Source organism: Actinomycetospora aurantiaca (assembly GCF_037401875.1).
GTDB classification, from domain to species: Bacteria; Actinomycetota; Actinomycetes; order Mycobacteriales; family Pseudonocardiaceae; genus Actinomycetospora; species Actinomycetospora aurantiaca.
Window position 1 is genome coordinate 67936 of sequence record NZ_JBBEGN010000003.1, and the last position, 25056, is coordinate 92991.

24 protein-coding genes are annotated in these 25056 nt (G+C 72.6%); 21 read left to right on the plus strand and 3 right to left on the minus strand.

Annotation, left to right across the window (positions count from 1 at the left end):
- Positions 1–177 precede the first annotated feature (177 nt).
- The 5 genes from WCD74_RS08150 (at position 178) to WCD74_RS08170 (ending at position 5847) form a co-directional block, all read left to right on the plus strand.
- A complete protein-coding gene (locus WCD74_RS08150; protein WP_337694341.1) occupies positions 178–1287 on the plus strand; it encodes an MBL fold metallo-hydrolase in 1110 nt (369 codons plus the stop codon).
- A 184-nt stretch (positions 1288–1471) separates the two neighbouring features.
- Positions 1472–1846: a PEP-utilizing enzyme gene (locus tag WCD74_RS08155; protein ID WP_337694342.1), complete on the plus strand. Its 375-nt coding sequence runs from the start codon at positions 1472–1474 to the stop codon at positions 1844–1846.
- Positions 1843–3039 (plus strand): hypothetical protein, encoded by a 1197-nt coding sequence (locus WCD74_RS08160; protein ID WP_337694343.1) that lies wholly within the window; start codon positions 1843–1845, stop codon positions 3037–3039. The genes WCD74_RS08155 and WCD74_RS08160 overlap by 4 nt, the downstream gene beginning before the upstream one ends.
- Before the next feature lie 11 nt (positions 3040–3050).
- A complete protein-coding gene (locus WCD74_RS08165) occupies positions 3051–4679 on the plus strand; it encodes a PEP-utilizing enzyme (RefSeq protein ID WP_337694344.1) in 1629 nt (542 codons plus the stop codon).
- A 22-nt stretch (positions 4680–4701) separates the two neighbouring features.
- Positions 4702–5847 carry an Rv3169 family protein gene (locus WCD74_RS08170; protein WP_337694345.1) on the plus strand — a complete coding sequence of 382 codons (1146 nt, stop codon included), beginning with the start codon at positions 4702–4704 and terminating at the stop codon, positions 5845–5847.
- Between the two features lie 68 nt (positions 5848–5915).
- Here WCD74_RS08170 and WCD74_RS08175 read toward each other — a convergent pair whose 3' ends face one another.
- Positions 5916–6737 carry a helix-turn-helix transcriptional regulator gene (locus WCD74_RS08175; RefSeq protein WP_337694346.1) on the minus strand — a complete coding sequence of 274 codons (822 nt, stop codon included), beginning with the start codon at positions 6735–6737 and terminating at the stop codon, positions 5916–5918.
- An 87-nt stretch (positions 6738–6824) separates the two neighbouring features.
- Between WCD74_RS08175 and WCD74_RS08180 the strand changes: the two genes are divergently transcribed.
- From WCD74_RS08180 to WCD74_RS08245, 14 genes are all read left to right on the plus strand, one after another.
- Positions 6825–7541 (plus strand): PEP-utilizing enzyme, encoded by a 717-nt coding sequence (locus WCD74_RS08180; protein WP_337694347.1) that lies wholly within the window; start codon positions 6825–6827, stop codon positions 7539–7541.
- A gap of 1 nt (position 7542) precedes the next feature.
- On the plus strand, positions 7543–9099 hold the full coding sequence (locus tag WCD74_RS08185) for a hypothetical protein (RefSeq protein WP_337694348.1): 1557 nt from the start codon (positions 7543–7545) through the stop codon (positions 9097–9099).
- 72 nt (positions 9100–9171) lie between these two features.
- Positions 9172–10647 (plus strand): AMP-binding protein, encoded by a 1476-nt coding sequence (locus WCD74_RS08190; RefSeq protein ID WP_337694349.1) that lies wholly within the window; start codon positions 9172–9174, stop codon positions 10645–10647.
- 9 nt (positions 10648–10656) lie between these two features.
- Positions 10657–11265 (plus strand): hypothetical protein, encoded by a 609-nt coding sequence (locus WCD74_RS08195; protein ID WP_337694350.1) that lies wholly within the window; start codon positions 10657–10659, stop codon positions 11263–11265.
- Positions 11262–13034: a pyruvate, phosphate dikinase gene (locus tag WCD74_RS08200; protein ID WP_337694351.1), complete on the plus strand. Its 1773-nt coding sequence runs from the start codon at positions 11262–11264 to the stop codon at positions 13032–13034. Before WCD74_RS08195 ends, WCD74_RS08200 begins: the two co-directional genes overlap by 4 nt.
- A complete protein-coding gene (gene accB / locus WCD74_RS08205; RefSeq protein ID WP_337694352.1) occupies positions 13031–13579 on the plus strand; it encodes an acetyl-CoA carboxylase biotin carboxyl carrier protein in 549 nt (182 codons plus the stop codon). Before WCD74_RS08200 ends, accB begins: the two co-directional genes overlap by 4 nt.
- Positions 13572–14984 (plus strand): acetyl-CoA carboxylase biotin carboxylase subunit, encoded by a 1413-nt coding sequence (locus WCD74_RS08210; protein ID WP_337694353.1) that lies wholly within the window; start codon positions 13572–13574, stop codon positions 14982–14984. The genes accB and WCD74_RS08210 overlap by 8 nt, the downstream gene beginning before the upstream one ends.
- Positions 14981–16477, plus strand: coding sequence for a hydroxymethylglutaryl-CoA lyase-like TIM-barrel protein (locus WCD74_RS08215; protein ID WP_337694354.1), 1497 nt, complete (start codon positions 14981–14983; stop codon positions 16475–16477). The genes WCD74_RS08210 and WCD74_RS08215 overlap by 4 nt, the downstream gene beginning before the upstream one ends.
- Positions 16477–16899 carry a Zn-ribbon domain-containing OB-fold protein gene (locus WCD74_RS08220; RefSeq protein ID WP_337694355.1) on the plus strand — a complete coding sequence of 141 codons (423 nt, stop codon included), beginning with the start codon at positions 16477–16479 and terminating at the stop codon, positions 16897–16899. The genes WCD74_RS08215 and WCD74_RS08220 overlap by 1 nt, the downstream gene beginning before the upstream one ends.
- Complete coding sequence (locus tag WCD74_RS08225) at positions 16896–18038, plus strand: thiolase family protein (RefSeq protein ID WP_337694356.1); 1143 nt, start codon at positions 16896–16898, stop codon at positions 18036–18038. Before WCD74_RS08220 ends, WCD74_RS08225 begins: the two co-directional genes overlap by 4 nt.
- Complete coding sequence (locus WCD74_RS08230) at positions 18035–18787, plus strand: tyrosine-protein phosphatase (RefSeq protein WP_337694357.1); 753 nt, start codon at positions 18035–18037, stop codon at positions 18785–18787. Before WCD74_RS08225 ends, WCD74_RS08230 begins: the two co-directional genes overlap by 4 nt.
- Positions 18788–19192, plus strand: coding sequence for an SRPBCC family protein (locus WCD74_RS08235; RefSeq protein WP_337694358.1), 405 nt, complete (start codon positions 18788–18790; stop codon positions 19190–19192). It abuts the gene before it with no gap.
- Positions 19189–20196: a biotin synthase BioB gene (gene bioB / locus WCD74_RS08240; protein ID WP_337694777.1), complete on the plus strand. Its 1008-nt coding sequence runs from the start codon at positions 19189–19191 to the stop codon at positions 20194–20196. The genes WCD74_RS08235 and bioB overlap by 4 nt, the downstream gene beginning before the upstream one ends.
- Positions 20193–21263 (plus strand): oxidoreductase, encoded by a 1071-nt coding sequence (locus tag WCD74_RS08245; RefSeq protein WP_337694359.1) that lies wholly within the window; start codon positions 20193–20195, stop codon positions 21261–21263. Before bioB ends, WCD74_RS08245 begins: the two co-directional genes overlap by 4 nt.
- Positions 21264–21305: 42 nt before the next feature.
- On the opposite strand, the gene WCD74_RS08250 is transcribed toward WCD74_RS08245, so the two are convergent.
- Positions 21306–21641, minus strand: coding sequence for a DUF1330 domain-containing protein (locus tag WCD74_RS08250; RefSeq protein ID WP_337694360.1), 336 nt, complete (start codon positions 21639–21641; stop codon positions 21306–21308).
- The gene (locus tag WCD74_RS08255) at positions 21638–22261 is read right to left on the minus strand and encodes a TetR/AcrR family transcriptional regulator (protein WP_337694361.1); all 624 of its coding nucleotides are present in this window, start codon (positions 22259–22261) and stop codon (positions 21638–21640) included. The genes WCD74_RS08250 and WCD74_RS08255 overlap by 4 nt, the downstream gene beginning before the upstream one ends.
- Before the next feature lie 99 nt (positions 22262–22360).
- Between WCD74_RS08255 and WCD74_RS08260 the strand changes: the two genes are divergently transcribed.
- Together WCD74_RS08260 and WCD74_RS08265 are read left to right on the plus strand one after the other, a co-directional pair.
- Entirely contained in the window at positions 22361–24064 is a 1704-nt protein-coding gene (locus WCD74_RS08260) for a CocE/NonD family hydrolase (protein WP_337694362.1), read from the plus strand.
- Positions 24065–24095: 31 nt separating this feature from the next.
- A complete protein-coding gene (locus WCD74_RS08265) occupies positions 24096–25034 on the plus strand; it encodes an NAD(+)/NADH kinase (RefSeq protein ID WP_337694363.1) in 939 nt (312 codons plus the stop codon).
- The last annotated feature ends 22 nt before the right edge of the window (positions 25035–25056 follow it).

Consider the following 25056-nt stretch of genomic DNA (forward strand, 5'->3'; position numbering starts at 1 on the left):
CCCTTCGACGACGGTCTCCCCAGGGGAAGTCGTCCACGGGTGGTGCGTCAAGGGAACCGGTCCGCCCTCCGAGCGCCCGACCGGAACGAACGCGTCGTTCGTGGCCTCTATCCGCACGAACGAGTCGTTGGTTCCACCGGGTGGGGGCCCCGCCCGCCGACCCGCGATGATCGGCAGGTGCGTGGTTCACGGAAGGCCCTCCTCGGTGCGTCCCCGGTCCTCCTCGCGGTGGCCGCGTTCGGGTGGCACGTGCGCCGGAACATGGGGGCGTGGCCCTCGGAGCTGCGGCGCATCGCCGCCCGCTCACCGCACGCGCCGGACGGGACCTTCGCGAACCGGGAACCGGGGCTGCCCCGCCCGGACCTGACGGTGCGGCAGATCGCGACGATGCTGCTCCGGCGCCGCGAGCTGGGCTCTCCGCCCGGCGAGGTCCCGCTCGTGCGCGACGCTCCCCGGCACCAACGCGGCCCGCTCGCCGCCACGTGGTTCGGGCACGCGAGCGTCCTGCTCGAGATCGACGGCGTGCGGGTGCTCACCGATCCCATGTGGTCCCGCCACGCGTCGCCGGTGCCGGGGTTCGGCCCGAGTCGCCTGCACGAGCCCCCGGTGCCGGTCGCGGCGTTGGGCGAGGTCGACGTCGTCCTGGTCAGCCACGACCACTACGACCACCTCGACCGCCCGACGATCACCGCGCTCGCCGCCCGGACCGGCGCCGTGTTCGTCGTGCCGCTCGGGGTCGGCGCCCACCTCCGGACGTGGGGTGTGCGCCCGCACCGCGTCGTCGAGGCGGACTGGGACGACGTCGTCCGGGTCGCCGGACTGACCTTCACCTGCCTGGAGTGCCGGCACTTCTCCGGGCGCGGCTTCACGCGGAACACCACGCAGTGGGCGGCGTGGTCGATCGCCGGCCCGGAGCACGCCGTGTACGCGGCGGGGGACACGGGCGCGAGCGCGGTGCACGCCCGCACGGGGGCCGAGCACGGCCCGTTCGACCTGACGCTGGTGCCCGTGGGCGCCTACGCCGACCTCTGGCCGGACATCCACACCACCCCGGAGCAGGCGGTGTCGGCCCATGTCGGCCTGCGGGGCGCGGTGATGCTGCCGATCCACTGGGCGACGTTCGCCCTGGGCTTCCACCCGTGGGCCGAGCCGGCGGAGCGGGCGGTCGCCGCCGCCGAGGACCACGACGTCAGGCTCGCCCTGCCTCGGCCGGGGGAACGGCTGGCCCTCGCCGGCGACGAGCGCGGCGGACCGTGGTGGCGAGAGCTCAGCGGTCCCGGTCGGTGAGGACGGGCCGCAGGTCCTCGAGCCGGTCGTCGGCCCACCAGAGGTGGAGCGACGTTGGAAGCCGTACCTCGGCGGGCCTCACGGGCTGACATCAGAGCGATGTCCCCCTACGTGGACTGGGTCACACCCCGCCCCGCTCCTAGCGTCCCTCCTTGAGTGAGCCAGCTCACGAGAGGAGCGCGCGATGGACACGACCGCCACGGACGTCGGCACGGGGACGAACCTCTTCACCGCGGGGGAGGTGAGCGGGCGGGCCCGGTGGTTCCTCGACACCGCGGACGTCCTCGCGATCGAGGACGACGAGCTGGAGGACACGATCGCGTTCGTGCACAAGGGCGGCATGACGTTCCTGTCGCCGATCCTGCCCGACCTCGCGGGCATCGTCTGCACGGCCGGCAGCCGGGAGTCGCACCTGGCGATCCTCTGCCGCGAGTCCGACGTCCCGTGCGTCCTCGCGGTCGAGCTGACCGGCGAGGTGTCCGACGGGGACCAGGTCCTGCTGGACCTCACCGACGCCGAGACCGGCCGGGTCGCGGTGACCGGGACGGCCGCCGCATGACCGCGCAGCTCACGACCCCGGCCAACATCGACGCGATCAACCGTGACCCCGACTACGAGCCCACTCTCGAGGAATGGAACTGGGTCGTCCAGGAGGCCGGCGCCGCCTACAAGCGCGAACTGGCCGCGCGGACGGTGTTCGAGTCGGAACTGTTCGGCATGAACACCTACATCATCATGTCGATGATGGAGGACTACCTCCGTGTCCCCGAGCGCATCCGCGAGATCCGCCGCCACGCCTCGCCCGGCGAACTCGTCGCACGGGACCTCCCGATCGGGAACAAGCGCAGCTTCATCAACCTCGCCGCGATGCCGCTTCACTACCTCACCGGACGCGAGCTGTTCGTCGACCTGGGGGAGCAGGGCCTCGCGGACGGTCTCGACGACCAGCTGGAGGTCCTGCGGTTCTGGCGCGCCGCGACGATCGCGATGCGCACCGACGGCGTCCTGTTCAACATGCACGCGGACCCGCCGAACAGCTCCCACGTGATCGGCGACCAGCGGCTCGCCGAGATCCGCTCGCACCTCCAGCCGGCGAGCGGGAGCTCGACGGCGACGATGCGCAAGTTCGTCGCCCGGCTCACGTCCTACGCGTTCCTGGAGAACTGCGACGCGCGGACGGCGGTCTGCGACACCGGTCCCTACGTCCTCGAGGACGGCACGATCCTCGCCCTGCGCGAGACGTGCGCCGACGGCGACGGCGACTTCCCGTGGGTCGACGGCATCCGCGAGCTCCTGCCGCACCACCACTTCGTGATCGCCCAGCAGCTGCCCGGCTCCGTCGTCATGGACAACAACGTCTGGGGCACCGCCTGGTTCACGCCGTCGGACTACCAGAACCAGCTGCTGGCCTCGCGCGTGTTCGTGAACGACGGCGGGTCGCTGCGGCCGCTCGACGACGCCGACCTGGTCGAGCTCACCAAGGCCATCCGCACCGCCCACCGCGCGCTCTACGAGCGGCTCGCGCAGACCGACGCCGAGGTCCGCAACCTGCACGCGACCTCGATGTACGCGTGGAAGCTCAAGCCCTGGGCCCGACTGGCCGGGTGTTACGACGCCATCGACTGGGAGGTCACGGAGCGCATCGCGTCCTCGTACGCGCGCTTCGCCGACAGTGACCTCGCCCTGTCGCTGATTGGCGGCGTGTTCGTCCCGCAGGACCGCGACGGGTGCTTCCGCCCGCTCGGCGCGTGAGGAGGACGACCGTGACGACCTACGGCAAGGGGATCCCGTCCTTCGACTTCGGCGCCGCGACGGGGACGGTGCGGCACTTCCGGTCGCCCGAGGACGTGATCGGCTCCCTCGACTCCGACCTGGAGTCGACGGTGGCGGTGGTGCGCTCGGGCGGCACGACCTTCCTCTCGCCCATCCTGGGCCGGCTCGGGGGCGTGGTCGCCCTCGACGGGACGCTACGGTCGCACCTCGCGATCGTGTCTCGCGAGTTCGAGCTGCCGTGCCTCGTGGGCACCGAGCTCGTCGAGGACCTCGGCGACGGGGCGACGGTCACGCTCGAGGTGACCGAACCCGGCGTCGCGATGATCACGACGGCTGCGACGGGAGCGGCGGGCACCGTCGACGACCGGGACGTCTCCACCGCCTGGTGGGACTACGTCCGCCGGGTCGGCGACGAGATCGCAGTCAAGGACTTCGACGTCACCGTGTCACCGGCCGACCTCGACGCGCTGATCGCCGAGCGCCTCGACGACGCCCGGCTCGACGACCTCGTCGGGCACATGGGTCGCACGCTCAAACCCGAGCTCACCCGACGGTCCGGGTTCTCCTCGGAGCTGTTCCCGATGCTGCCCTACATGTCGTTGTCGGTGATCGAGGACGTCTCGCGGCTGCCGCAGCGGCTCCGCGAGATCGACGCGGCCATGCCTGCGCAGGAGATCGGCCGGCGGCTGCGGGAGGCGCCGAACCAGGTCAGCCCGCTGTGGATCTGGATGATCGCCTACCACTACCTGTGCGGGCGGGAGTGCCTGATCCAGCTCGGGCGGTTGCGGCCGGACGACGGCGTCGAGGACGTCCGCACCGTCGTCGACTTCTGGCGACGCCTGACCCTCGCGCACCGCGGGGACGGGACGATGGACTACAAGGACGCCGGCTTCTCCAACCGGTACCTGCCGGAGCCCGTCGTCACGGATCTCGTCGAGCAGGCCCAGCCGCTGGACGCGGACGCGACGAAGGCGCTCAAGCGCCTGAACGCGACGGTCTCGGGCTACTCGTTCCTCTACTTCTGCGACTCCCGCGTGGGGATCTGCGACTCGGGCCCGTACCCGCACCCCGACGGCCGCCGGGTCATCGTGCGGGACTACCTCTCGCTGGGGCGCAGCGCCTGGAACTACCCGTGGGCCGAGGCGGTGGATCCGCCCTTCGCCGGTCTCACGATGGTCCTGGTCTACGACCCCTCCGCCTTCACCGAGTTCGAGATCAACGACTGGGGCACCACGTTCACCGGGCCCGGTCAGCTGCTCGGTGCGGTGAGTGCCGCGGCCGTGATCGGCGTGCGCGCCGACGGGTCCCGCGAGGTGCTGCCGAGCAGCGCCTGGCCGGGGCTGACCACCGACCTCAGCCGCGAGCACATGACCCTGTACCAGCAGTTCGCGGCCATGGACCGCCAGGAGCGCATCCTCGCGGCCACGCGGATGTACTCCAGCGTGCTGCGCCCGTTCGCCGCGGTGGCCGGCCTGCACGACGAGCCCCGCTGGGCCCTGTCCCCGCAGACGGCCGAGCTCTTCCCGGACCCCCTGGACGACGACGACCGGGCCGCAGCCGTCTTCGGCGGGGCCCTGCTCGCCCACGACCGACCGAGCGCCTTCTCCCCGATCCGCTGAGCACGACCGAGGAGCCACCGACATGCGCATGTCCCAACAGATCATCACGCCCCACGACGAACTGCTCTGTCACCAGACGCCCGAGACCTTCGCGACGATCGCCCACGCCGACATCTCCTGGACCGAGAAGATCTGGGGGACGATGTGGCTCGCGGACGGCTCGCTGCAGGTCAACTGCGGCCTGGGCAAGTACCACAACCGCAACGTCCTCGACATGTTCGCGGGTATCTCCCGCGGCACCGAGCAGATGACGGTGCGGGCGAGCCGCCGCCTCGACCTCGACCCGGACCGGACCGGCGCCGGGCCGTTCGACTACGAGGTGCTCGAGCCGTTGAAGGCCGTGCGCTTCACCCTGCGGGAGAACGACGTCATCCCGGTGACCTTCGACCTCGTCGCCACCGGTCTCATGCCGAACTTCCTCGAGGCCAAGGACGCCCAGCGGGAACCGCACGGCTTCCGGGTGCAGTCCGACCTCCTGCGCTACCACCAGCCTGTGACGATCCGCGGCCACGTGATCGTCGACGGGCAGCGCTACGAGTACACCGACGAGACGACCGAGGGCTTCCGCGACCACTCGTGGGGCGTGCGGATGGACGTCGGGGATCCGGCGCCGGACGTCTTCAAGCCCAACCGGCTCGACCAGGACTTCCTGCTGATCTGGACGCCGATGTTCCTGCGCCGGCCGGACGGGTCGTGCTACGAGATCCAGCACTACCGCCAGGAGGTCGACGGGGAGACGACGTACTTCTCCGGGAACATCAACCACCCGGACGGTACGCAGACCCCGCTGCACGGCGTGCGGGACGACCTCAAGTTCGACACCGAGAACCGTCGTCTGCTCGGCGGCAGCATCACGTTCGACGCCGGGTGGGGAGAGACCCGCACGGTCGAGGTCGAACCCAAGTCCGACACCGGGTTCCACCTCGGTGGCGCGCTGTACTTCGGGCTCAAGGGCCACCGGCACGGCCAGTGGCACGGTGACGACCACCTCGACGGCGAGCGCTACGCGGACACCTCGACCCGGGAGACCGTGGAGGAGCTGCACCAGCTGCGGGACTGCGTCACGCGGGTCCGCGAGGGCGACGCCGTCGGGTTCGCGACGGTGGAGTCCATGGTCATCGGCGCGCACCCGCGCTACGGGCTGACGAGGGAGTCGTCCCTGCTCTGAAGCACGACCACGCGAGGGCCCGGGCGCGACGTCCGGGCCCTCGTCGTCGTGCCCGCCGGTCTCCCCACTCAGCCGCCCGCGCGCACGAGCAGCGCGAGCTCCATCCGGGACTGGCAGCCCGTGACGCCCAGGACGCGGCTGACGTACTTCTTCACGCTGTCCTCGGCGAGCGAGAGCGTCTCGCCGATCTCGGCGTTGGACATCCCTTCGGCGACCAGGGTCGCGACCTCCCGCTGCCGGTCCGAGAGCCGGGCGAGCGCCGAGCCCGGCCGGCGGCTCAGCGGCAGGTGCCGCGAGATCGCCGAGAGCTGCGGGTTGAGCACCCGCAGCGTCGCGAGCTCGCGCGGGCCGATCCGGTCGGCCGCGGTGTCGAACAGTCCGACGAGCGCGCTGTGCCCGCCGGGCAGCTCCACGCGGAGCGCGGTCGCCGAGTGCATCCCCCACGTCGAGACCAGGAAGTGCCGCACGTAGGCCGTGGCCGAGGCCGGCAGGGTCGACATCGAGGCGAGCTCGGACAGCGAGGACACCCCGCTCGTCACCAGCTGACGGGTCGCGGCCGGTGTCCCGAACAGGTCGTACCGGCTCCACCGCTCCTGGTACTCCGGGAGCATCTTCGTCGTGTGGCCCTCGGTGACGGGGCGGGCGTCGCCGAACACGTTGTGGAACGTGGCGCCCACGAAGAACGACACGTGCTTGACGTCCAGCGTGGTCTGGAGCGCCTCGAGCAGCTGCTCCTTGAAGTCGGGCAGCGAGCGCGCGTCGGCGCACGCCCCGAGGACGTCGAAGGCGCGCTGGTAGTCGGCATGGGGCAGTTGCGGACGCCGCGGACGTCGCCGAGGGCTGGAGATCGGCGCCGATCCCGGACTGTCCACCAACGTGGACTGGGTCACACCGACGACGCTACCTAGCTTTCGTCCTCGTGAACAGCGCCCCTCTGCGGGGTGGCGCACCCACCGGACGAGTCTGGGAGAGGCCGCATGTCCGACGCCGCCGTCACACCCCCGAAGTGGGGTTCTCAGGAGATGCTGCCCCTGCCGGGCCGGTTCAACTCCGCCGTCCGCGCCCTCGCCGCCGAACGCTTCGCCGCCACCGGCGCGGCGTGGAAGGACGTGGTGTTCGCCCGGGAGACCGAGCTGTTCACCCGCTCCGACGCCGAGCGGATCGAGCAGGACGCGCTCGACGCGGGGATCCGGTTCGACTACTCCGCGACCGTGTCGCTGGAGACCGAGCCGGAGAAGTACAAGCGTCCGGAGCGCTCGACGGGCGCCTTCGGTGACGGCGCCGTGTCCGACGGCCGCCGCCAGGTCGGCGCCGGCGACAACGTCATCCGGCGCCCGCAGACGGTGACCGGGCCGGTCGCGCTGATCTCCACCACCGACCAGGTCATGACGTTCCTCGTCGAGGGCGTCCCCGAGGGCACGATCGCGGTGATCGACGACTCCGGCGGCACCCTGACCGCCCCGATCATCGAGGGCTTCGCCGGCGTCATCTGCCTCGGCGGCTCGGTCCGCTCCCACCTCGGGATCCTCGCCCGCGAGTACGGCGTCCCGACCCTGATGAACGCCACGATCGACACCCTCGTCGACGGCGACGTGGTCGAGCTGGAGGTCACCGCCGACCCGCCCGCCGCCGACGCCTACGAGACCGGCGACACCGGCCACGCCCGCATCTGGAAGATCGAGGGGGACCGCTGAGATGAGCGGCGAGAAGCGCACCTACGCCGGCCTCCTGCAGGCCAACAACTACCTGCGCCAGCTGAGCGACACGACCTACTGGCTGTGCATCACCCGCACCGTCCAGGAATCGAAGCTCTTCCCGATGAACCCGTACATGCTGTTGAGCTACCTCAACACGTTCTACCGGCTGCCCACGCAGCTGCGGGCGATCGAGGCCGTGACGCCGGCCGAGGAGCTGGGCGACCGGGCCCGCGAGGTCAGCCTCAAGGTCGACACCGTCAACGCCGCCTGGGGCATGCCCGCCTTCTACCTCATCGGCCGCGAGATGCTGATGAACTGGGGCCTGCTCTCCCCGTCCGACGCGGTCGACGACGTCGTGGACGTCCTGGACTTCTCCCGCCGGTTCAACCTCGCGTACCACCGCACCGACGGGCACCTGACCAACAAGGAGTTCGGCGACCGCAGCCAGTTCCTCCCGGAGCGCACGCTGCAGGTCTTCGAGTCCGACCTGCACGGCGTGCGCGCCGGCGACCGGCTGCACACCGCCGCCACGAAGCTCGTCGCCCAGCTCTCCCAGTACGCCTTCCTCGCGCACTGCGAGTGCCGGATCGGGCTGCACAACAGCGGGCCCTACGCCATGGGCGACAACCGCCAGATGATCGTCCGCGACTTCTTCGAGCTCACCGAGGGCGACTACCCGTGGCTCGACGGCATCGCCACGTCGCTGCCCTTCACCAACCTGACGATCCCGATCGTCTTCGCGGACACCGACTTCCACCTCATGGACGACTGGGCGTCGTTCGAGGCGAGCCCGGCCTACGACGCGGCCAACATCGTCGCCGTCGGGATGTACACCTCGGACGCCCTCTCCGACGGCTACCTCCCGGTCGGGATGGAGAACGCCGAGACGCTCGCGGAGACGATGGAGCACTACCGCGAGGTGCTGAACCAGGCGACCGCTGACCTCTGGAAGCGCATCGCCTCGTGGTCGCGCGAGCAGATGATCGACGCCGGCGCGATCGTCTACTCCTCGGTGGCCAAGGACTTCGCACACCTCGCCGGGGTGTACCGGCAGGAGGACTGGATCGCCCTCGACGACCGCGTCCAGCGCTTCAAGCCGCTGATGAACGACGAGTACGGCCGCGACGACCTCGCCGAGATGGTCGGCCTGCTGGGCTTCCCGCACCAGAAGGCCAACGAGTACACGATGGCGCGGCACTCGAAGCTCAACCAGAACATGCTCACCGGGGTCCCGTACTCGGTGCTCGTGGACGACGACTTCGCGCCCACGGCCGGCTCGTCGCTGACCGGCACCAGCACCCTCGAGGCCAAGACCGGGCTCTGGACGACGAGCGCGGGCCGCCTGGAGCTCGACGACTACAACCGGCGTGCCCGGGACTTCACCCCGGCCGTGCTGACCGGCGACCACCGCTACCTCGACGAGGAGTGGGTCAAGCGCCACCACGACGACGAGCGCGCCCACGAGCTCTACCGCCTGGCCCAGCGCGGGTCACGCCGGCTCGAGGGCCGAGGAGCCGGCCTGCGCCGGGCCGACCTGCCGACGCTCGGCACCTGATCCGCTCCGGGGAGCCGGCGCGTCACGAACCGCCGGCTCCTCGGAGCCCTCCACCTCCTCGAGGAGAACGACGTGCAGATCGGCGACCTCATCACGCGCGCCGGACGGTGGTACGGCGACCGGCCGTGCCTCGTCACGGACGAGCGGACCGTGAGCTTCGCGGAGTTCGACACCCTCACCGATCGTCTGGGCCACGCCCTGCTCGCCCGCGGTCTGCGGACCGGCGACCGCGTCGCCGTGCTCATGGGCAACGGCATCGACGGGGTGGTCTGCTACTACGCGCTCGCCAAGGCCGGCCTCGTCCGGGTCCCGCTCAACGCCCGCGAGACCCCCGTCGAGCACGCCTACAAGATCGAGGACTCCCAGGCCCGGGCCCTGATCCACGCCGGCGAGCCGCCGGCTCCGACGGAGATCGCGATCGACGTCGCGGAGCTGGACGGGCTGATCGCCGGGGCTCACGACGGACCCTGCCGGGTCGAGGTCGGCCCAGACGACCCGCTGCGCCTGGCGTACACCGGCGGCACCACCGGCAAGCCGAAGGCCGTCGTGCTGACCAACCGCAGCGAGCTGGCGGAGGTCTCGAACTTCCTCGTCGACCTCCTGCCGAACCTGGGCCCGGACTCGGTGATGCTCCACGCCGCGCCCATCACCCACGGCAGCGGGGCGTTCTTCCTCCCGCACCTGATCAAGGGCGCCCCCAGCGTGATCCTGCCGAAGTTCACCGCGGCCGGATTCCTCGCCGCGGCCCGGGAGCACCGGGCGACGAGCACCTTCATGGTCCCGACGATGATCGCGATGCTCCTCGAGGAGATCGGGGACACCGACCCGGGGCTGGCGCTCGAGCGGCTCTGCTACGGCGGCGCCCCCATCCCGACCACGGTGCTGGCGCGCGGGCTCGACGTGCTCGGCCCGGTGTTCGCCCAGCTCTACGGGCAGGCCGAGGCACCGCTTGCGATCAGCTGCCTCCAGCCGTGGGAGCACACCCCGGAGCGCCTCACCAGCGCCGGCAAGCCCTACACGTTCGTCGAGGTCGACGTCCGGGACCGGGAGGGCCGGTCGCTGGGCGTCGGTGAGGTCGGCGAGGTCCTCACCCGGGGCCCGCACACCATGCACCACTACTGGCGACGGCCCGAGGCCACCGCGGAGACCATCGAGCCGGACGGCTGGCTGCACACCGGCGACATCGGTCGGTGGGACGACGCCGGCTACCTGTACCTGCTCGACCGGCGGCACGACGTGATCATCTCCGGCGGGTTCAACGTCTATCCCCGCGAGGTCGAGGACGCCCTGCTCACCCATCCCGCCGTCGCGGCCGCCGCCGTCGTCGGGCTGCCCGACGAGCGGTGGGGCGAGCGGGTCGCGGCGGCCGTCGTCGTCCGCAGCGACGTCGAACCCGACGAGATCGTCGCCCACTGCGAAGGCCGGCTCGCCGGCTTCAAGCGCCCGCGCCACGTCGAGATCTGGCCGGAGCTGCCCACCAGCCCCGTCGGTAAGTCGCTGCGCCGCGAGGTCCGCACCCGCATGACCGCTGCCCCCTCCGCCGTCTGAGGAGACCCCATGCTCGAGCCGCACCAGCTCGCCCTGCACACCCTCACGCTGCGCCAGCTCGCCTCCGCCGAGCAGGCCGCCCACATCAACGGCCTGCCCGAGGCCGACGTCGCGACCGCGCTCGACCGGGCGGTCGCCGACGGGCACGCCATCACCGCTCGCGGCTCCTACATGATCACGCCGGCCGGGCGCTCCCACCTCGACGGGCTCTACGTCGACGCGTTCGCCGCGATCCGCTCCGACGACGAGATCGGCGCGGCGATGGAGTCCTTCGAGGAGGGCGTGAACAAGCAGGTCCTCGCCCTGACCACCGAGTGGCAGACGGTCGACGTCGACGGGGTACCGACCCCGAACGACCACTCCGACTCCGACCGCGACGCGAAGATCCTCGACCGGCTCGGGCGGGTGCTCGAGAAGACCCGCAAGGTCCTGGCTCCCCTCGCCACGGCGGACCCGCTCCTGGACCGCTTCGCCGACCGGCTCGACGCAGCCCTGACCCGCGCGGAGGGCGGCGAGACCGACCATGTCAGTGGGGTCCGGGTCGATTCCGTGCACACGGTCTGGTTCCAGATGCACGAGCACGTCCTGCGGCTGACGGGGCGGGAGCGTCCGGAATGAGCACGACCACGACCCGGGTCGCGCCGCGCTGGACCGTCGTCCCGGACGACCCCGCCGTCGAGCCGAGCAAGGAGCTCGTCGGCGGCAAGGCGTGGAGCCTGTGGCGGATGCGCTCGCTCGGCCTGCCCGTTCCGCCGGCCTTCGTCGTGACGACGGAGGCGTGCCGCGCGTACTTCGCCGAGGGCGGGCTGCCGGCGGGGCTCGAGGGCGAGCTCGTGGCGGGCATCCGGTTGCTGGAGCGGGAGCTGGACCGCACCTTCGGCGGCACCGAGCGTCCGCTGCTGGTGTCCGTGCGCTCCGGCGCCGCCGTGAGCATGCCCGGGATGATGGACACGATCCTGGACCTCGGGATGAATCCCGACGTCGAGGCGGCGCTGGCCGCGGAGGCCGGCGATGCCACGTTCGCGGCCGAGGTGCACCGGCGATTCTGCGGGTTCTACGGCCGCCAGGTCCTCGGCTGCACCGAGGAGCTCGAGGACCTCCCCGACACCGACGCGGTCCGCCGCGCGATCGCCGACGACGTGACCGAGGAGATCCCGGCCGACCCGTGGGAGCAGCTCCGCGCGGCCGTCGGTGCGGTCTTCGCCTCCAGCCGGTCGCGGCGCGCGGTCGCCTACCGGAAGCACTGGGGCATCCGCGACGACCTCGGCACCGCGGTGACGGTCCAGGCGATGGTCTTCGGCAACCTGGACGACTCCTCGGGGACCGGGGTCCTGTTCACCCGCAGCCCCGTCGACGGCACCCGTGAGCCCTACGGCGAGTACCTCCCGCGCGGCCAGGGCGAGGACGTCGTCTCCGGCCGGATCACGCCGCGGCCGCTCACCGACCTCGCCGAGCGTCTCCCCGCCGTCCACGACGAGCTCCTGACGGCGGCCCGGCGGCTCGACGACGAGGGCCGCGACGCCCAGGACATCGAGTTCACGGTGCAGCACGGGTCGCTGTACCTGCTGCAGTCGCGGCCGGCCAAGCGCACCGCACGCGCGGCCGTGCGCATCGCGCGCGCCCTGGTGCGGGAGGGGACCCTCACGCCGGCCGAGGCGGTCCGCCGGGTGAACGCCGAGCAGGCGGTGTCGCTGCTCCGCCCCGAGATCGACGGGGACGCGGCCGCGGCGGCGACCCTCCTGGCCGCCGGGGCCGCCGCGAGCCCCGGCGTCGCGACCGGCGTCGTCGTCGGGACCGCCGAGGAGGCGCAGCGCCACCCGGGCTCGGTCCTGGCCCGGCACACGACGAGCCCCGAGGACGTGCAGGGCATGATCGCGGCCTCGGCGGTGATCACCGAGGTCGGCGGCACGACGTCCCACGCCGCGGTCGTCGGGCGGGCACTCGACGTGCCCTGCGTCGTCGGGTGCGGCGCGGGTGTCGTGGCGTCGCTGGCGGGCCGCACGGTGACGGTCGACGCGACGTCCGGGCGCATCTACGACGGCGAGATCGCCGTCACCGCGGCCGACGAGTGCGCCGACGACGACCTCGTCGAGCTCACCGCGTGGGCCGACGAGTTCTCCCCGGTCCGCGTGCTGGCTGCCGACGGCGAGGCGGCCTGCCGGCTCGGCCCGGTCTTCGACGGCGACACGGTCGATCCGGAGGCGTTGGGCGACGGCGTCCCGACGATCCCGCCCGGCGCGACCGCCGTCCGGGGCGCCGTCTTCCAGAGCGCCGACGGCGCCCGTGCCGCCCTCGATGCCGGGGTCGGGACGATCGTCGCCACCCGTCGGCTCCCGGTCCTGCTCGCCGCCATCGCCCACCACGACGCCCACGGGAGGACGGCATGACCGCGTCCCCGGACACCGGCTCCGACGACGTGCCCCTGGCGGTCACGCACCGGGAGATCCGCGAGATCCTCGCGACGTTCGCCCGGTCGGACTGGACCGGGATGGAGCTGGAGGTCCGCGGCATCCGGGTCTCGGTCGGCCGGCACGCGCCGCCCGTCCCGTCGTCCGTCCTGCCGTCCGCCTCGGCGCCCTCCGCCCCGGTCGCACCTCCGCCACCCGCTCCCGCCCCGGCTCCGGTCGCGCCGGTCACGCCGGTCGCGCCCGCCCCGGTCAGCCCCGCGGCGACCGCGGACCGGACCGGCCTGGTCGCGGTGCACTCGCCCGCCGTCGGCGCGTTCTGGGTCGCGCCGTCGCCGGGTCAGCCCCCGTTCGTCGCGGTCGGCGACCACGTCGAGCGGGACGCGCAGCTGGCGATCGTCGAGGTCATGAAGCTGATGAACCCCGTGGTCGCCCCGGTCGCGGGGGAGGTCGTCGAGATCTGCGCCGCGAACGCCGACCTGGTCGAGTACGAGCAGGTCCTCGTCTGGCTCCGCCCCGATGAGTAGCGCCACGGCCACGGTGTCCCCGGACCCGACGGTCGTCCGCCGCCCGATCCGCCGGGTGTTCGTCGCCAATCGCGGCGAGATCGCGGTCCGCATCGTGCGCACCTGCCGCGACCTGGGGATCGAGACCGTGGTCGCGGTGTCCACCGCGGACCGGGACAGCCTCGCGGCCCGCCTCGCCGACCGCGCGATCTGCATCGGACCGCCCGCCGCGGGGTCGAGCTACCTGCACGGGCCGTCGCTGCTCGCGGCTGCGCTCGGCACCGGGTGCGACGCCGTGCACCCCGGCTACGGCTTCCTGTCCGAGAACCCGGGGTTCGCGGCCGCCGTCGTCGCCGAGGGACTGACGTTCGTCGGGCCCCGGCCCGAGGCGGTGGCGGGCGCCGGCGACAAGGCCGAGGCCCGCGAGCTCGCCCGCTCCGCCGGGATCCCGGTGCTGGAGGGCTCGCCGATCCTGGACGGCCCCGACGCGGCCGTGGCCGCGGCCCGTGCCGTCGGGTTCCCGGTCCTGCTCAAGGCCTCCGCGGGCGGGGGTGGCCGGGGCATGTCCGTCGTCGAGGACGAGGCCGGGTTGCGCGCCCGGTGGCCGGCCGCGACCGAGGAGGCCCGGGCGGCCTTCGGCGACGGCCGGCTGTTCGTCGAGCGCTACATCCGGCACGCGCGCCACGTCGAGGTCCAGGTGTTGGGCGACCGGCACGGCACCGTGATCCACCTCGGCGAGCGGGACTGCTCCCTGCAGCGCCGGCACCAGAAGGTCGTCGAGGAGTCGCCGGCGTCCGGCCTGCCCGAGGAGATCCGGTCCCGGTTGCACCGCGACGGGGTCGCGTTCGCCCGTGCGCTCGGGCTGGACAGTGCGGGCACCGTCGAGTTCATCTACGACGTCGACCGCGGCGACCATGCGTTCCTGGAGTTCAACGCGCGCATCCAGGTCGAACACCCGGTCACCGAGATGGTCACCGGGGTGGATCTCGTCGCGGCTCAGCTCCGCTCGGCGGCGGGGGAACCGCTCGACCTGGCGCAGGCCGACGTCGTCCCGCGCGGCCACGCGATCGAGGTCCGCATCACCACCGAGGACCCGGCCCGCGACTTCGCGCCCCGCCCGGGCACGGTCGGGGTCTGGGACCCGCCGTCGGGAACAGGGATCCGGGTCGACTCGCACTGCGAGCCCGGCTACGTCGTCCCGCCGTACTACGACTCGCTGCTCGCCAAGATCATCGCCCACGGCCCGGACCGCGACACCGCGGCCGACCGGCTCGTCGCCGCCCTGCGCGAGCTCCGGGTCGAGGGCGTCCCCACCACGGCCGCGTTCGCGCGCAGCACCCTCGACCACCCCGACTTCCGGTCGGCGGCGGTCACCACGACCTGGATCGCCGAGCGCGGCCTCGCCGACTTTCTGGAGACGACGTGAGCTACCTGGACAGCGCGGGCACCGCCGTCGGCGGGCCGAGGCGCATCGAGATCATCGACCAGACCCTGCGCGACGGCCCGCAGAGCTGGTGGGGGATGAAGCTCCGCAAGGACATGGGGCTGCCCATGGCGGCGGAACTCGACCGCACCGGCTTCCACACGATCGACCTGGTCGGCAGCTCGATCTTCGAGGTGCTCGCCCGACACTGCCGCGAGGACCCCTGGGAGCAGCTGATCTCGCTGTCGCGGGCGATGCCCCGCACCACCGTGCGGGCGGGCACCCGCAGCAACGGCATCGTCACCTTCGGGCTGACCGCCGACAGCGTCATGGACCTTTGGGTGCAGCGGCTGTGTGCCCACGGCATCGGCAGTTTCTGGATCTACGACGGCCTGTTCAACACGGACAAGATCGGTCGCCTGGTGAAGACGGCGCAGGCCGAGGGCGCCGCCGCGGTGCCCTGCATCCTCTACGCGGACAGCCCCTTCCACACCGACGAGTACTACGCGGCCCGCACCCGCGAGCTGGTCGCGCTCGGCGCCGACGGCATCGAGCTCGAGGACGCCGCGGGCCTGCTCACCCCCGAGCGCACCCGGACCCTCGTGGCGGCCATCGTCGGTGCGGCGGGCGACCTCCCCGTCGAGATCCACTTCCACAGCAACAACGCCCTCGCACCGCTGAACTACCTGGAGGGTGTGCTCGCCGGCGCCCGGCGCGTGCACACCGCGAGCCGCCCGCTCGCGGCCGGGGTGTCGCTGCCGTCGACGGAGAACACGGTCGCGAACCTGCGTTACGCGGGCTTCGAGGTCGATCTCGACGAGACCCGCTTCGCCCCGGTCGAGGAGCACCTGCTGCGGGTGGCGGAGTACGAGGACCTCCCGGTCGGGACGCCGGCGGAGTACTCGCTGTTCCTCTACCGCCACCAGCTCCCGGGCGGGATGAGCGGCACCTTCAAGGACCAACTGCGTGCCCGCGGCATGGAGGACCGGTTCGAGGAGGTCCTCGACGAGATGTCGCGGGTGCGCGAGGAACTCGGCTACCCCGTCATGGCCACGCCGTTCTCGCAGCTCGTGGGCACGCAGGCGGTGCTCAACGTGGTCACCGGGAAGCGCTACTCCGTGGTCCCCGACGAGGTGATGATCTACGCGCACGGCTTCTACGGGAAGCCGGTCGCGCCGCTGGACCAGGAGGTCCTCGACGTGATCATGGCCTCGCCGAAGGCGAGGAGCTACACGGACTGGGAGCCGCCCCAGCCGTCGCTCGACGAGCTCCGGGAACGCTTCGGGTCGGGCATCTCCGACGACGAGCTCATCCTGCGGCTGCTCGTCCCCGAGAGCGACGTCGACGCCATGCGCGCCACCCCGACCCGCAACCGCGACTTCGCGCCGACCACGAAGGAGATGCGTTTCGTGCGCGAGCTGGTCGAGACCTCGGTCGGGGCCTACCTGCACATCGAGTCCGGCGACTTCTCACTGACGCTGCACGGGGACCACTGATGAGCTCGGAACTTGGGGTGGGGCGACCCACCAAGCGGCGCCCGGGGCCCGTCGGGGGCGGGCTGCCCGTGGCGGACTCCCGCCCGGTGCTGGCCGACGGCGCCGTCCTCGGGGTGCGCTGCACCGCCTGCCGCTACCCCGCCGCACAGTCCGGCATCCCGTGGTGCCCGGTCTGCTACGCCGACGTCGAACCCGCCCGCTTCCCGACGACGGGTGCGGTCTGGTCCTCGACGGTCGTCGCGATCCCGGTCGGGCACCGCCGGCCGCCCTTCGGCCTGGCCTACGTCGACATCGACGACGGCCCGCGCGTGCTCGCGCACCTCGACCGGCCCGGCGTCCTGACGATCGGGACGCGGGTGCGGGTGACCGGGACGGACCAGGGCGACCTCGTCGTCGAGCCCGTCGTGGAGGAGGAGTCGTGACCGTCCAGCCCATGGTGTGGGGCGTCGGGACCTCGGCGTACGGCAGCTTCCCCGACCGCCGCGTCGAGACGTTGGCCTGGGACGCCGTGTCCGAGGCGGTCCGGGACGCGGACATCTCCCCGGGCGAGATCGACGCGATCATCGTCGGCTCGGTGTTCGGACCGCCCGGCGTGGCGACCCGGGTCCAGCGGGGCCTCGGCATCCCCGGCGTCCCGATGTGGACCGTCGAGAACGCCTGCGCGAGCGGCACGAGCGCCTACCACGAGGCCGTCGAGGCGGTCCGCCTCGGCCGCTTCGGGTGCGTGCTCGTGCTCGGCGTCGACCAGATGTCGACGCTCTTCTCCGGCGCGATCATCCCCGAGGCCACGGACCCGGAGGGCGCGGCGTCGCTGCCCCTGCCTGGGCTCTACGCGCTGCAGGCGCAGCGCTACCTCGGCGAGTTCGACGTCGCGCCCGAGCAGCTCGCCGCCGTCGCCGTCAAGAACAAGCGCAACGGGCTGGACAACCCGCGGGCGCAGCTCCGCGCCGTCGCGCCGACGGTCGAGGAGGTGCTGTCCTCGCGGATGATCGCCGAGCCGCTGACGTTCCTGCAGTGCTGCCCGACCAGCGACGGCGCCGGCGCGCTGATCGTCGGCGGACAGCGGGGCCGGGCGGGCGACGTGGTGGTGGAGGCGTCCGCGATGGTGTCCGGCGCGCTGTGGGACCACCGCAGCACCGACGTCTGGGGCTTCGCCAGCGTCACCCGCGCGGCGGAGAAGGCGTTCGCCCAGGCCGGCCGCACCCCGGCCGACATCGATCTCCTCGAGGTCCACGACGCCTTCACCATTGGCGAGATCCTCACGTTGGAGGCGCTCGGGTTCGCTCCGCGCGGCAAGGGTGCGGAGCTCGCCCCGTCCGGGCACACCGCCCGCGACGGCGCCCAGCCGGTGAACCCCAGCGGCGGACTCCTCTCCCGCGGCCACCCGCTCGGGGCCACCGGCACCGCGCAGCTCGCCGAGGTCGTCTGGCAGCTGCGCGGGCTTGCCGGGCCCCGCCAGGTCCCGCACCACGAGGTCGGGCTCGTCGAGACGATGGGCGGGGGTGCGGCAGGTATGGACGGCAACGCCTGCGTCGTCACGATCCTGTCGGTGCCCTCGTGACCGACGTGGCGCCCCGCTACGCCGGTCTCCTCGGCTTCCGGGAGGTCGCCGGACTGCGGACGCAGGACGGTGCCGTCGTCCGTCCCGGTGTGCTCTACCGCAGCGGCACCCCGCAGTTCCTCACCGAGGCGGCCGCGCGGGAGCTGATCGCCGACACGGGGCTGCGGTCCACGATCGACCTGCGGCTCGTCGACGAGGCCCGGCGCGAGGGGCGGGGACCGTTGGATGAGCTCGGCGTGCGCGTGGTGCGGGTTCCGTTCACCCCGCGCGACCTCGTCGCGGACGGCTCGGCGGTCGCCCCGATGCCGGACGAGGACCCCCTGGTGTCGACCTACCTGGCGTACCTGGAGAACGACGTCCCCGCGCTCGTCGGGGTCGTGCGGGCGCTGGCGGACGAGGACGTGGCACCGACCCTTGTGCACTGCACGCTGGGCCGCGACCGCACCGGTGCCGCCGTGGCGCTGCTCCTCGACGCGGTCGGGGTGCGTCGCGAGGACATCGCCGCCGACTACGCCGCGAGCGAGTCCGACCTCACCGCCGCCATGGAGCGCCTGCGCTCCATGGCGTCCTACGGCGACGCGATCGACGTCTATCCGCCCGAAGCCTTCCACGCCGACGGCGCCGTCATCGAGCGCTACCTCGCCGGCGTCGACGCCCGGTTCGGCGGCGCCCGGGCCCTGCTCACCGCTCACGGCGTCGACGACGCCACCTTCGCCCACCTCCGGGCCCGTCTCATCGAGGAGAACTGAGTGAACGTCACCGAACGCGTCGTCGTCTCCGCCGACCCCGACGCCGTGTGGAAGGTCGCGGGCGACGCCGCGAACGTCGCCGACTGGGTGCCGGCCCTCGAGAGCTCCTCGCTCGACGGCGACCTGCGCCGCGCCGTGCTCGCCGGCGGAGGCGGCGAGGCCTTCGAGCGGATCACCGAGCGGGACGACTCCGCCCGCACCTACGTCTACGAGTACGAGTCCGGCCCGCTCGCCCTGGAGTTCTACCGGTCCCGGCTCTCGGTGGAGCCGCACCAGCAGGGCAGCGAGGTCGTCTGGGGGGCCGAGTTCCGGGCCGCGTCCGACGAGGAGGCCGGTCTGGCCGAGGCCATCTCCGGCATCTACCGCTCCGGACTCGAGGAGCTGGCCTCCCGGTGGCCCGCGTGACGGCGGTCGGCGTCGACGTGCTCGCCGTCGCCCGGGAGCAGGTCCTCGAGCGGGGTGAGGGGCTCTCCGAGGCGCAGGTGCTCGAGGTGCTGCGGTTGCCGGCGGAGCGGTTGACCGAGGCGTTGGCGCTGGCCCACGAGGTGCGGATGCGCTGGTGCGGCCCGGACGTCGAGGTCGAGGGCATCGTGAGCCTGAAGACCGGCGGGTGCCCGGAGGACTGCCACTTCTGCTCCCAGTCGGGACTGTTCGACTCCCCGGTGCGCGCGGCGTGGCTGGACAAGGACCGCCTGGTCGAGGCCGCGAAGCAGACCGCGAAGACCGGCGCGACGGAGTTCTGCATCGTCGCGGCCGTGCGTGGGCCGGACGAGAAGCTCATGGAGCAGGTCCGGGTCGGGGTCGCCGCGATCCGCGCCGAGGTCGACATCAACGTCGCGTGCTCGCTGGGGATGCTGACCCAGGACCAGGTCGACCGGCTGGCCGCGATGGGCGTGCACCGCTACAACCACAACCTGGAGACCGCGCGCAGCCACTTCCCGGAGGTCGTCACGACCCACACCTGGGAGGAGCGCTGGGAGACCCTGCAGATGGTGCGGGCCGCGGGCATGGAGGTCTGCTGCGGCGGCATCGTCGGGATGGGGGAGACCCTCGAGCAGCGCGCGGAGTTCGCCGTGCAGCTCGCGGAGCTCGAGCCCGACGAGGTCCCGATGAACTTCCTGATCCCGAACCCGGGCACGCCGTTCGCGCACCTCGAGGTGCCGCAGGGCCCGGACGCGCTGATGACGATCGCGGCGTTCCGGCTCGCGATGCCCAAGACGGTGCTGCGCTTCGCCGGCGGCCGGGAGCTGACCCTGGGCGACTTCGGCGCGGAGCAGGGGATGCTGGGCGGGATCAACGCGATCATCGTCGGGAACTACCTGACGAACCTCGGGCGGCCGGCCGAGCAGGACCTCGAGATGCTGGACACCCTCAAGATGCCGATCAAGGCGCTGAACGACACGCTGTGACCCGCCCCGGTGATCCCCTGATCCTGCGGTCGTTGCGGGTGCCCAATCGGCTCTGGATGTCCCCGATGTGTCAGTACTCGTCGGAACCCACCGGTCCCGGCGCCGGCTCCGTCACCGACTGGCATGTCTCCCACCTCGAGGCGCGTGCTGTCGGCGGTGTCGGGCTGATCCTCACCGAGGCGACGGCGGTCCACCCCGAGGGTCGCGTCAGTCCGACCGACCTGGGCATCTGGGCCGATGCGCAGGTGCCGGGCCTGGCCCGGGTCGTGGCGGCCGTCGAGCGTCACGGGGTCGTGCCGGCGCTCCAGCTCGGGCATGCCGGTCCCAAGGCGTCGACCTACCAACCGTGGGTCGACCGTCGCCGACGGGTCGAGCCGGCCGATGGCGGCTGGATTCCCTGGGCGCCGTCACCGGCACCGGACGGGCCCGTGGTCCGCGCGCTCTCCGAGGCGCAGGTGGACGCTGTGCCGGCGCTCTTCGCCGCCGCGGCGGCACGCGCGCGGCGAGCGGGGTTCCGGGCGATCGAAGTCCACGTGGCTCATGGCTATCTCCTGCACGCGTTTCTTTCTCCTCTGAGCAACACGCGCGGTGATGCCTACGGGCGGGACCGCACGAAGCTGGTGTCCGACGTGATCGGCGCCGTCCGTGAGGTGTGGCCGCAGGCGTTGCCGGTTCTGCTTCGGATATCCGGCACCGATCGGCTCGGCGGAGGGCTGACCGTCGAGGACGCCGTCGCCCTGACCGAGAAGGTCGTCCCGATGGGCGTCGACCTCGTGGACGTGTCCAGCGGAGGTCTGCGGCCGGCGGCGGTCGATGCGTTCCCCGGCTACCAGGTCCCTCTCGCGGCGACGGTCCGTCGCGCCACCGGAGCCGTGGTGAGCACCGTCGGGCTCATCGAGGAGACCGGACACGTGGAGCGGATCCTGGCCAGTGGCGAAGCGGACGTCGTCCTCGCCGGCCGGGCGTTGCTCCGTGACCCCCACTGGGCCAGGACCGTGCTCCGCGAGGCAGGCTCCCCTGTCGCCTGGCCCCGCCAGTACGCCTGGGCCCTCGGCCCCGTCGGCTGACAGGGGTTGCTCCTGCCGGCCCCGCCCCGTCCCCGGGAGGGATCAGAGGTCCCGGTCGTTGAGGACGGGCCGCAGGTCCTCGAGTCGGTCGTAGGCCCACCAGAGGTAGTTCTCGGTCCCGCCCTCGCGCAACGGGTGGAGGTCGACGTGGTCGGGGTCGTCCTTGAACGCCTGGAACGCCTCGGCGGAGGGCCACTCGACGAGCACCATCACGTGGCGGGGCGAGTCGCCCGTGCTGGGGGAGTCCGCGCTGAGCCGGCCGAGCGCGACGACGCGGCCGCCGTGCTTGCCGACGGCGTCGACGGAGCGCTTCGAGTAGGCCTTGTAGTCGTCGTTCTGGGCGAGGTCGAAGAGGTTCAGCGCGTAGATCGAACTCATGGGCCCAGCCTCCCACCGGGGGCGCGGGTGGCCTCGTCGACCAGGCGGACCAGGACCTTCCGGCGGTCCTCGGCCGACTCCCGGGCGAGCTCGCCGAGCATCAGCGTGATCGCGGACGGGACCGCCAGCCACCACGCCGCGAGCGCCCGGGCGACGTAGAGCAGGTGGGCCGCGGCGACGTCGGACCGGAGCGCGCCCCCGGCCTGGGCGACCTCGATCGCCCGGACGTTCTCGCGGTAGTGCTCGGCCCGTTCCACGGCGGCGGCGACGGCGGGCGGCTCGGAGCCGGCCGGGTCGGGGTCCAGGCCCTCCCACAGGAGCAGTCGGAGGTAGTGCGGGTAGTGGCGGTGGTAGTCGTAGACCCGCCCGGCGAACTCGCCGAGGTCGGCGGCCTGCTCCACGGTCAGCGGCACCGCCGCGGCGAGCTTGATCATCTCCTGCTCGAGTACGGCGCTGAACAGCTTCTGCTTGCTGCCGAAGTACTGGTAGATGCGCTCCTTGTTCACCCCGGCGCGCTGCGCGACCCGGTCCACGCGGGCGCCCTCCGGCCCGTGCCGGCTGAACTCGTGCACCGCCGCGTCGAGCAGGCGCTGCTTCGTCCGCGCGGTGTCCCAGGCCATGGGGTAATCCTCCCATCTCCAACTCGGTGGTTGCTTTCGTGACGGCGGGCTGCGAGAGTCCAACTCGTCGGTTGGAGAAGCTCACCGGGGAGCGTCGGGATGATCATCGAGCGGGATGTCGAGGTGCCGTGCGACGACGGCGCCGTGCTGCGCGCGGACGTGTTCCGACCCGACGACGGGTCGCCGGCACCCGTCGTCATGACCCTGGGGCCCTACGGGAAGGGCGTGCGCTACTCCGAGGGGTATGCGCCACAGTGGGCGTGGTTCACCCGGACCCATCCGGAGGCGCTGCCGGGGTCGAGTCGGGAGTTCATGACCTGGGAGACCGTGGACCCCGAGATCTGGGTGCCGTGGGGGTACGCGGTGGTGCGGGTCGACTCCCGCGGCGCCGGCCGCTCACCCGGGCACCTGGACATGCTGTCCCCGCGGGAGGTGCGGGACTACCACGACGCCGTCGAATGGGCCGGGACGCAGCCGTGGAGCACCGGCAGGGTGGGGCTCAACGGCATCTCCTACTACGCGATCAACCAGTGGCTGGTCGCCTCCCTGCAACCGCCGCACCTGGCGGCGATGATCCCGTGGGAGGGCGCCGCGGACTTCTACCGCGACTTCGCCCGGCACGGCGGCATCCTGAGCAACGCCTTCCTCGAGACCTGGTACCCGCGCCAGGTGATCTCGGTCCAGCACGGCAACCCGGCCGGGCTGACCGATCCGTGGCTCGGGGAGCGGGCGACCGGGCCGGAGGAACTCACCGACGACGAGCTGGCCGAGCGGCGCAGCGACCCCGTCGCGGAGATTCTCGCGCGCCCGCTCGACGGGTCCTTCTACCGGGACCGCTCGCCGGACTGGTCGCGCGTGACCGTGCCGTTCCTCAGCGCGGCGAGCTGGGCCGGCTTCGGGCTCCACCCGCGCGGCAACTTCGAGGCCTTCACCCAGGCCGCGTCGCGCCACAAGTACCTCGAGGCCCATCCCGGCCGGCACGAGGAGTGGTTCTACCTCGACCAGGGCATGGCCCTGCAGAAGCGGTTCCTCGACCACTTCCTCAAGGGCCAGGACAACGGCTGGGACGACGAGCCCCCAATCCTGCTGCACGTCCGGCGCCCCTTCACCGACGACGTCGAGCCGCGCCGCGAACACGAGTGGCCGCTCGCGCGCACCGCGTGGACACCGATGCACCTCGACGCCACGGGCCACGCCCTCGTGATGGGCGAGCCGGAGACCGGGTCGGTCGGGTTCGACGCCCTCGGCGCCCCGGTGACCTTCCTGTCCGCCCCGCTGGAGGCCGAGACCGAGCTGACCGGGCCGCTCGCGGCGACGCTGTTCGTGTCCTCGACCACCGCGGACGCCGACCTGTTCCTGACGCTGCAGGCCTTCGCGCCCGACGGCCGCGAGGTCGAGTTCCAGGGCACCATCGACCCGCACACCCCGCTGGCCCAGGGCTGGCTGCGCGCCTCGCACCGCAAGCTCGACCCCGAGCGCAGCCGGCCGTGGCGCCCCTTCCACCCCCACGACGAGCACCAGCCGCTCGATCCCCGCGTGGTCTACGAGGTCCAGGTCGAGATCTGGCCGACCTGCATCGTCCTGCCGGCCGGGTACCGCATCGGCCTGCAGATCAGCGGGCACGACTTCGAACGCGAACCCCCGGACGACCCCAACGAGGCGTGGGTGTCGCGCGGCTCGGGGCCGTGGCTGCACCACCACCCCGCCGACCGGCCACCCGAGGTCTTCGGCGGGCGCACCACCGTCCACACCGGCCCGGGCACGCCGTCGCAGCTCCTCCTGCCCGTCGTCGGGAACGGGTGAGGAGAGGTCGGTCCCTGCCAGGATGTCGACCATGGAGCCGGCACCGTGCATCGGGGTGGTCGTCCACCCCACGAAGGTCGTCGAGGACTCGCTGCTGACCCTGCAGGAGTGGGCCGGACGGACGGGTGTCCGGCTCCTCGTCCGCGACGACGAGGCGGCCCGCCTGCCGCCGTCGGTCACCGTCGAGGCCGTGCCGGACGAGGCGTTCCTCGAGCAGGTGCACGCCCTGGTCAGCCTCGGGGGCGACGGCACGATGCTCGGCGCGATGCGACTGGCCCTCGACCGCCCGGTCCCGGTGCTCGGGGTGAACTACGGCAACGTCGGGTTCCTGGTGGAGGTCACCCCCGCCGAGCTCGGATCGGTGCTCGACCGGCTCCCGTCCGGCGAGTTCGTCGTCGAGCCGCACAGCTGCGTCGAGCTGGAAGCGGGCGGTGGCACCGCGGCCGCGTTCAACGACGTCGTGCTGGGGGCCGCCGAGCCCGGCGGGTCGGTGGAGCTGGAGCTCGAGGTCGAGGCGACGCCGTTCGGCTACTACCGCTGCGACGCCCTCGTCGTCAGCACCCCGACCGGCTCGACCGCCTACAACTACGCAGCGGGCGGCCCCGTGATCTCCCCGGGCGCCGACGTGCTCGCCATGACGCCCGTGGCCCCCATGACCGGGCTCAGCCACTCCGTCGTCCTGCCCGCCGCCGACATTGTGCGCCTGCGCAACGTCGCCACGGGCCGGGACGCGGTGATCCGCCTCGACGGCAACGCGTGGGGTGACCTGTCGCCGTCGGAGGCGGTCTCCGCCCGCCTGCGGCCCGACGCGGGCCTGGTCGTGCGGATCGACCCCGCCCGCCACGCCCGGCGCAGCCGCCTCAAGCTGAGCCTGCTCGACCTCCCACTGCGCCGGGAGCAGATCGCCGACCTGCTCCCGACGGAGGTCCGGGACGAGGTGCTCCGGCTGCGCGAGCGGTTCGGTCCCTGAGGTGGACCGGGTACACCGAGGC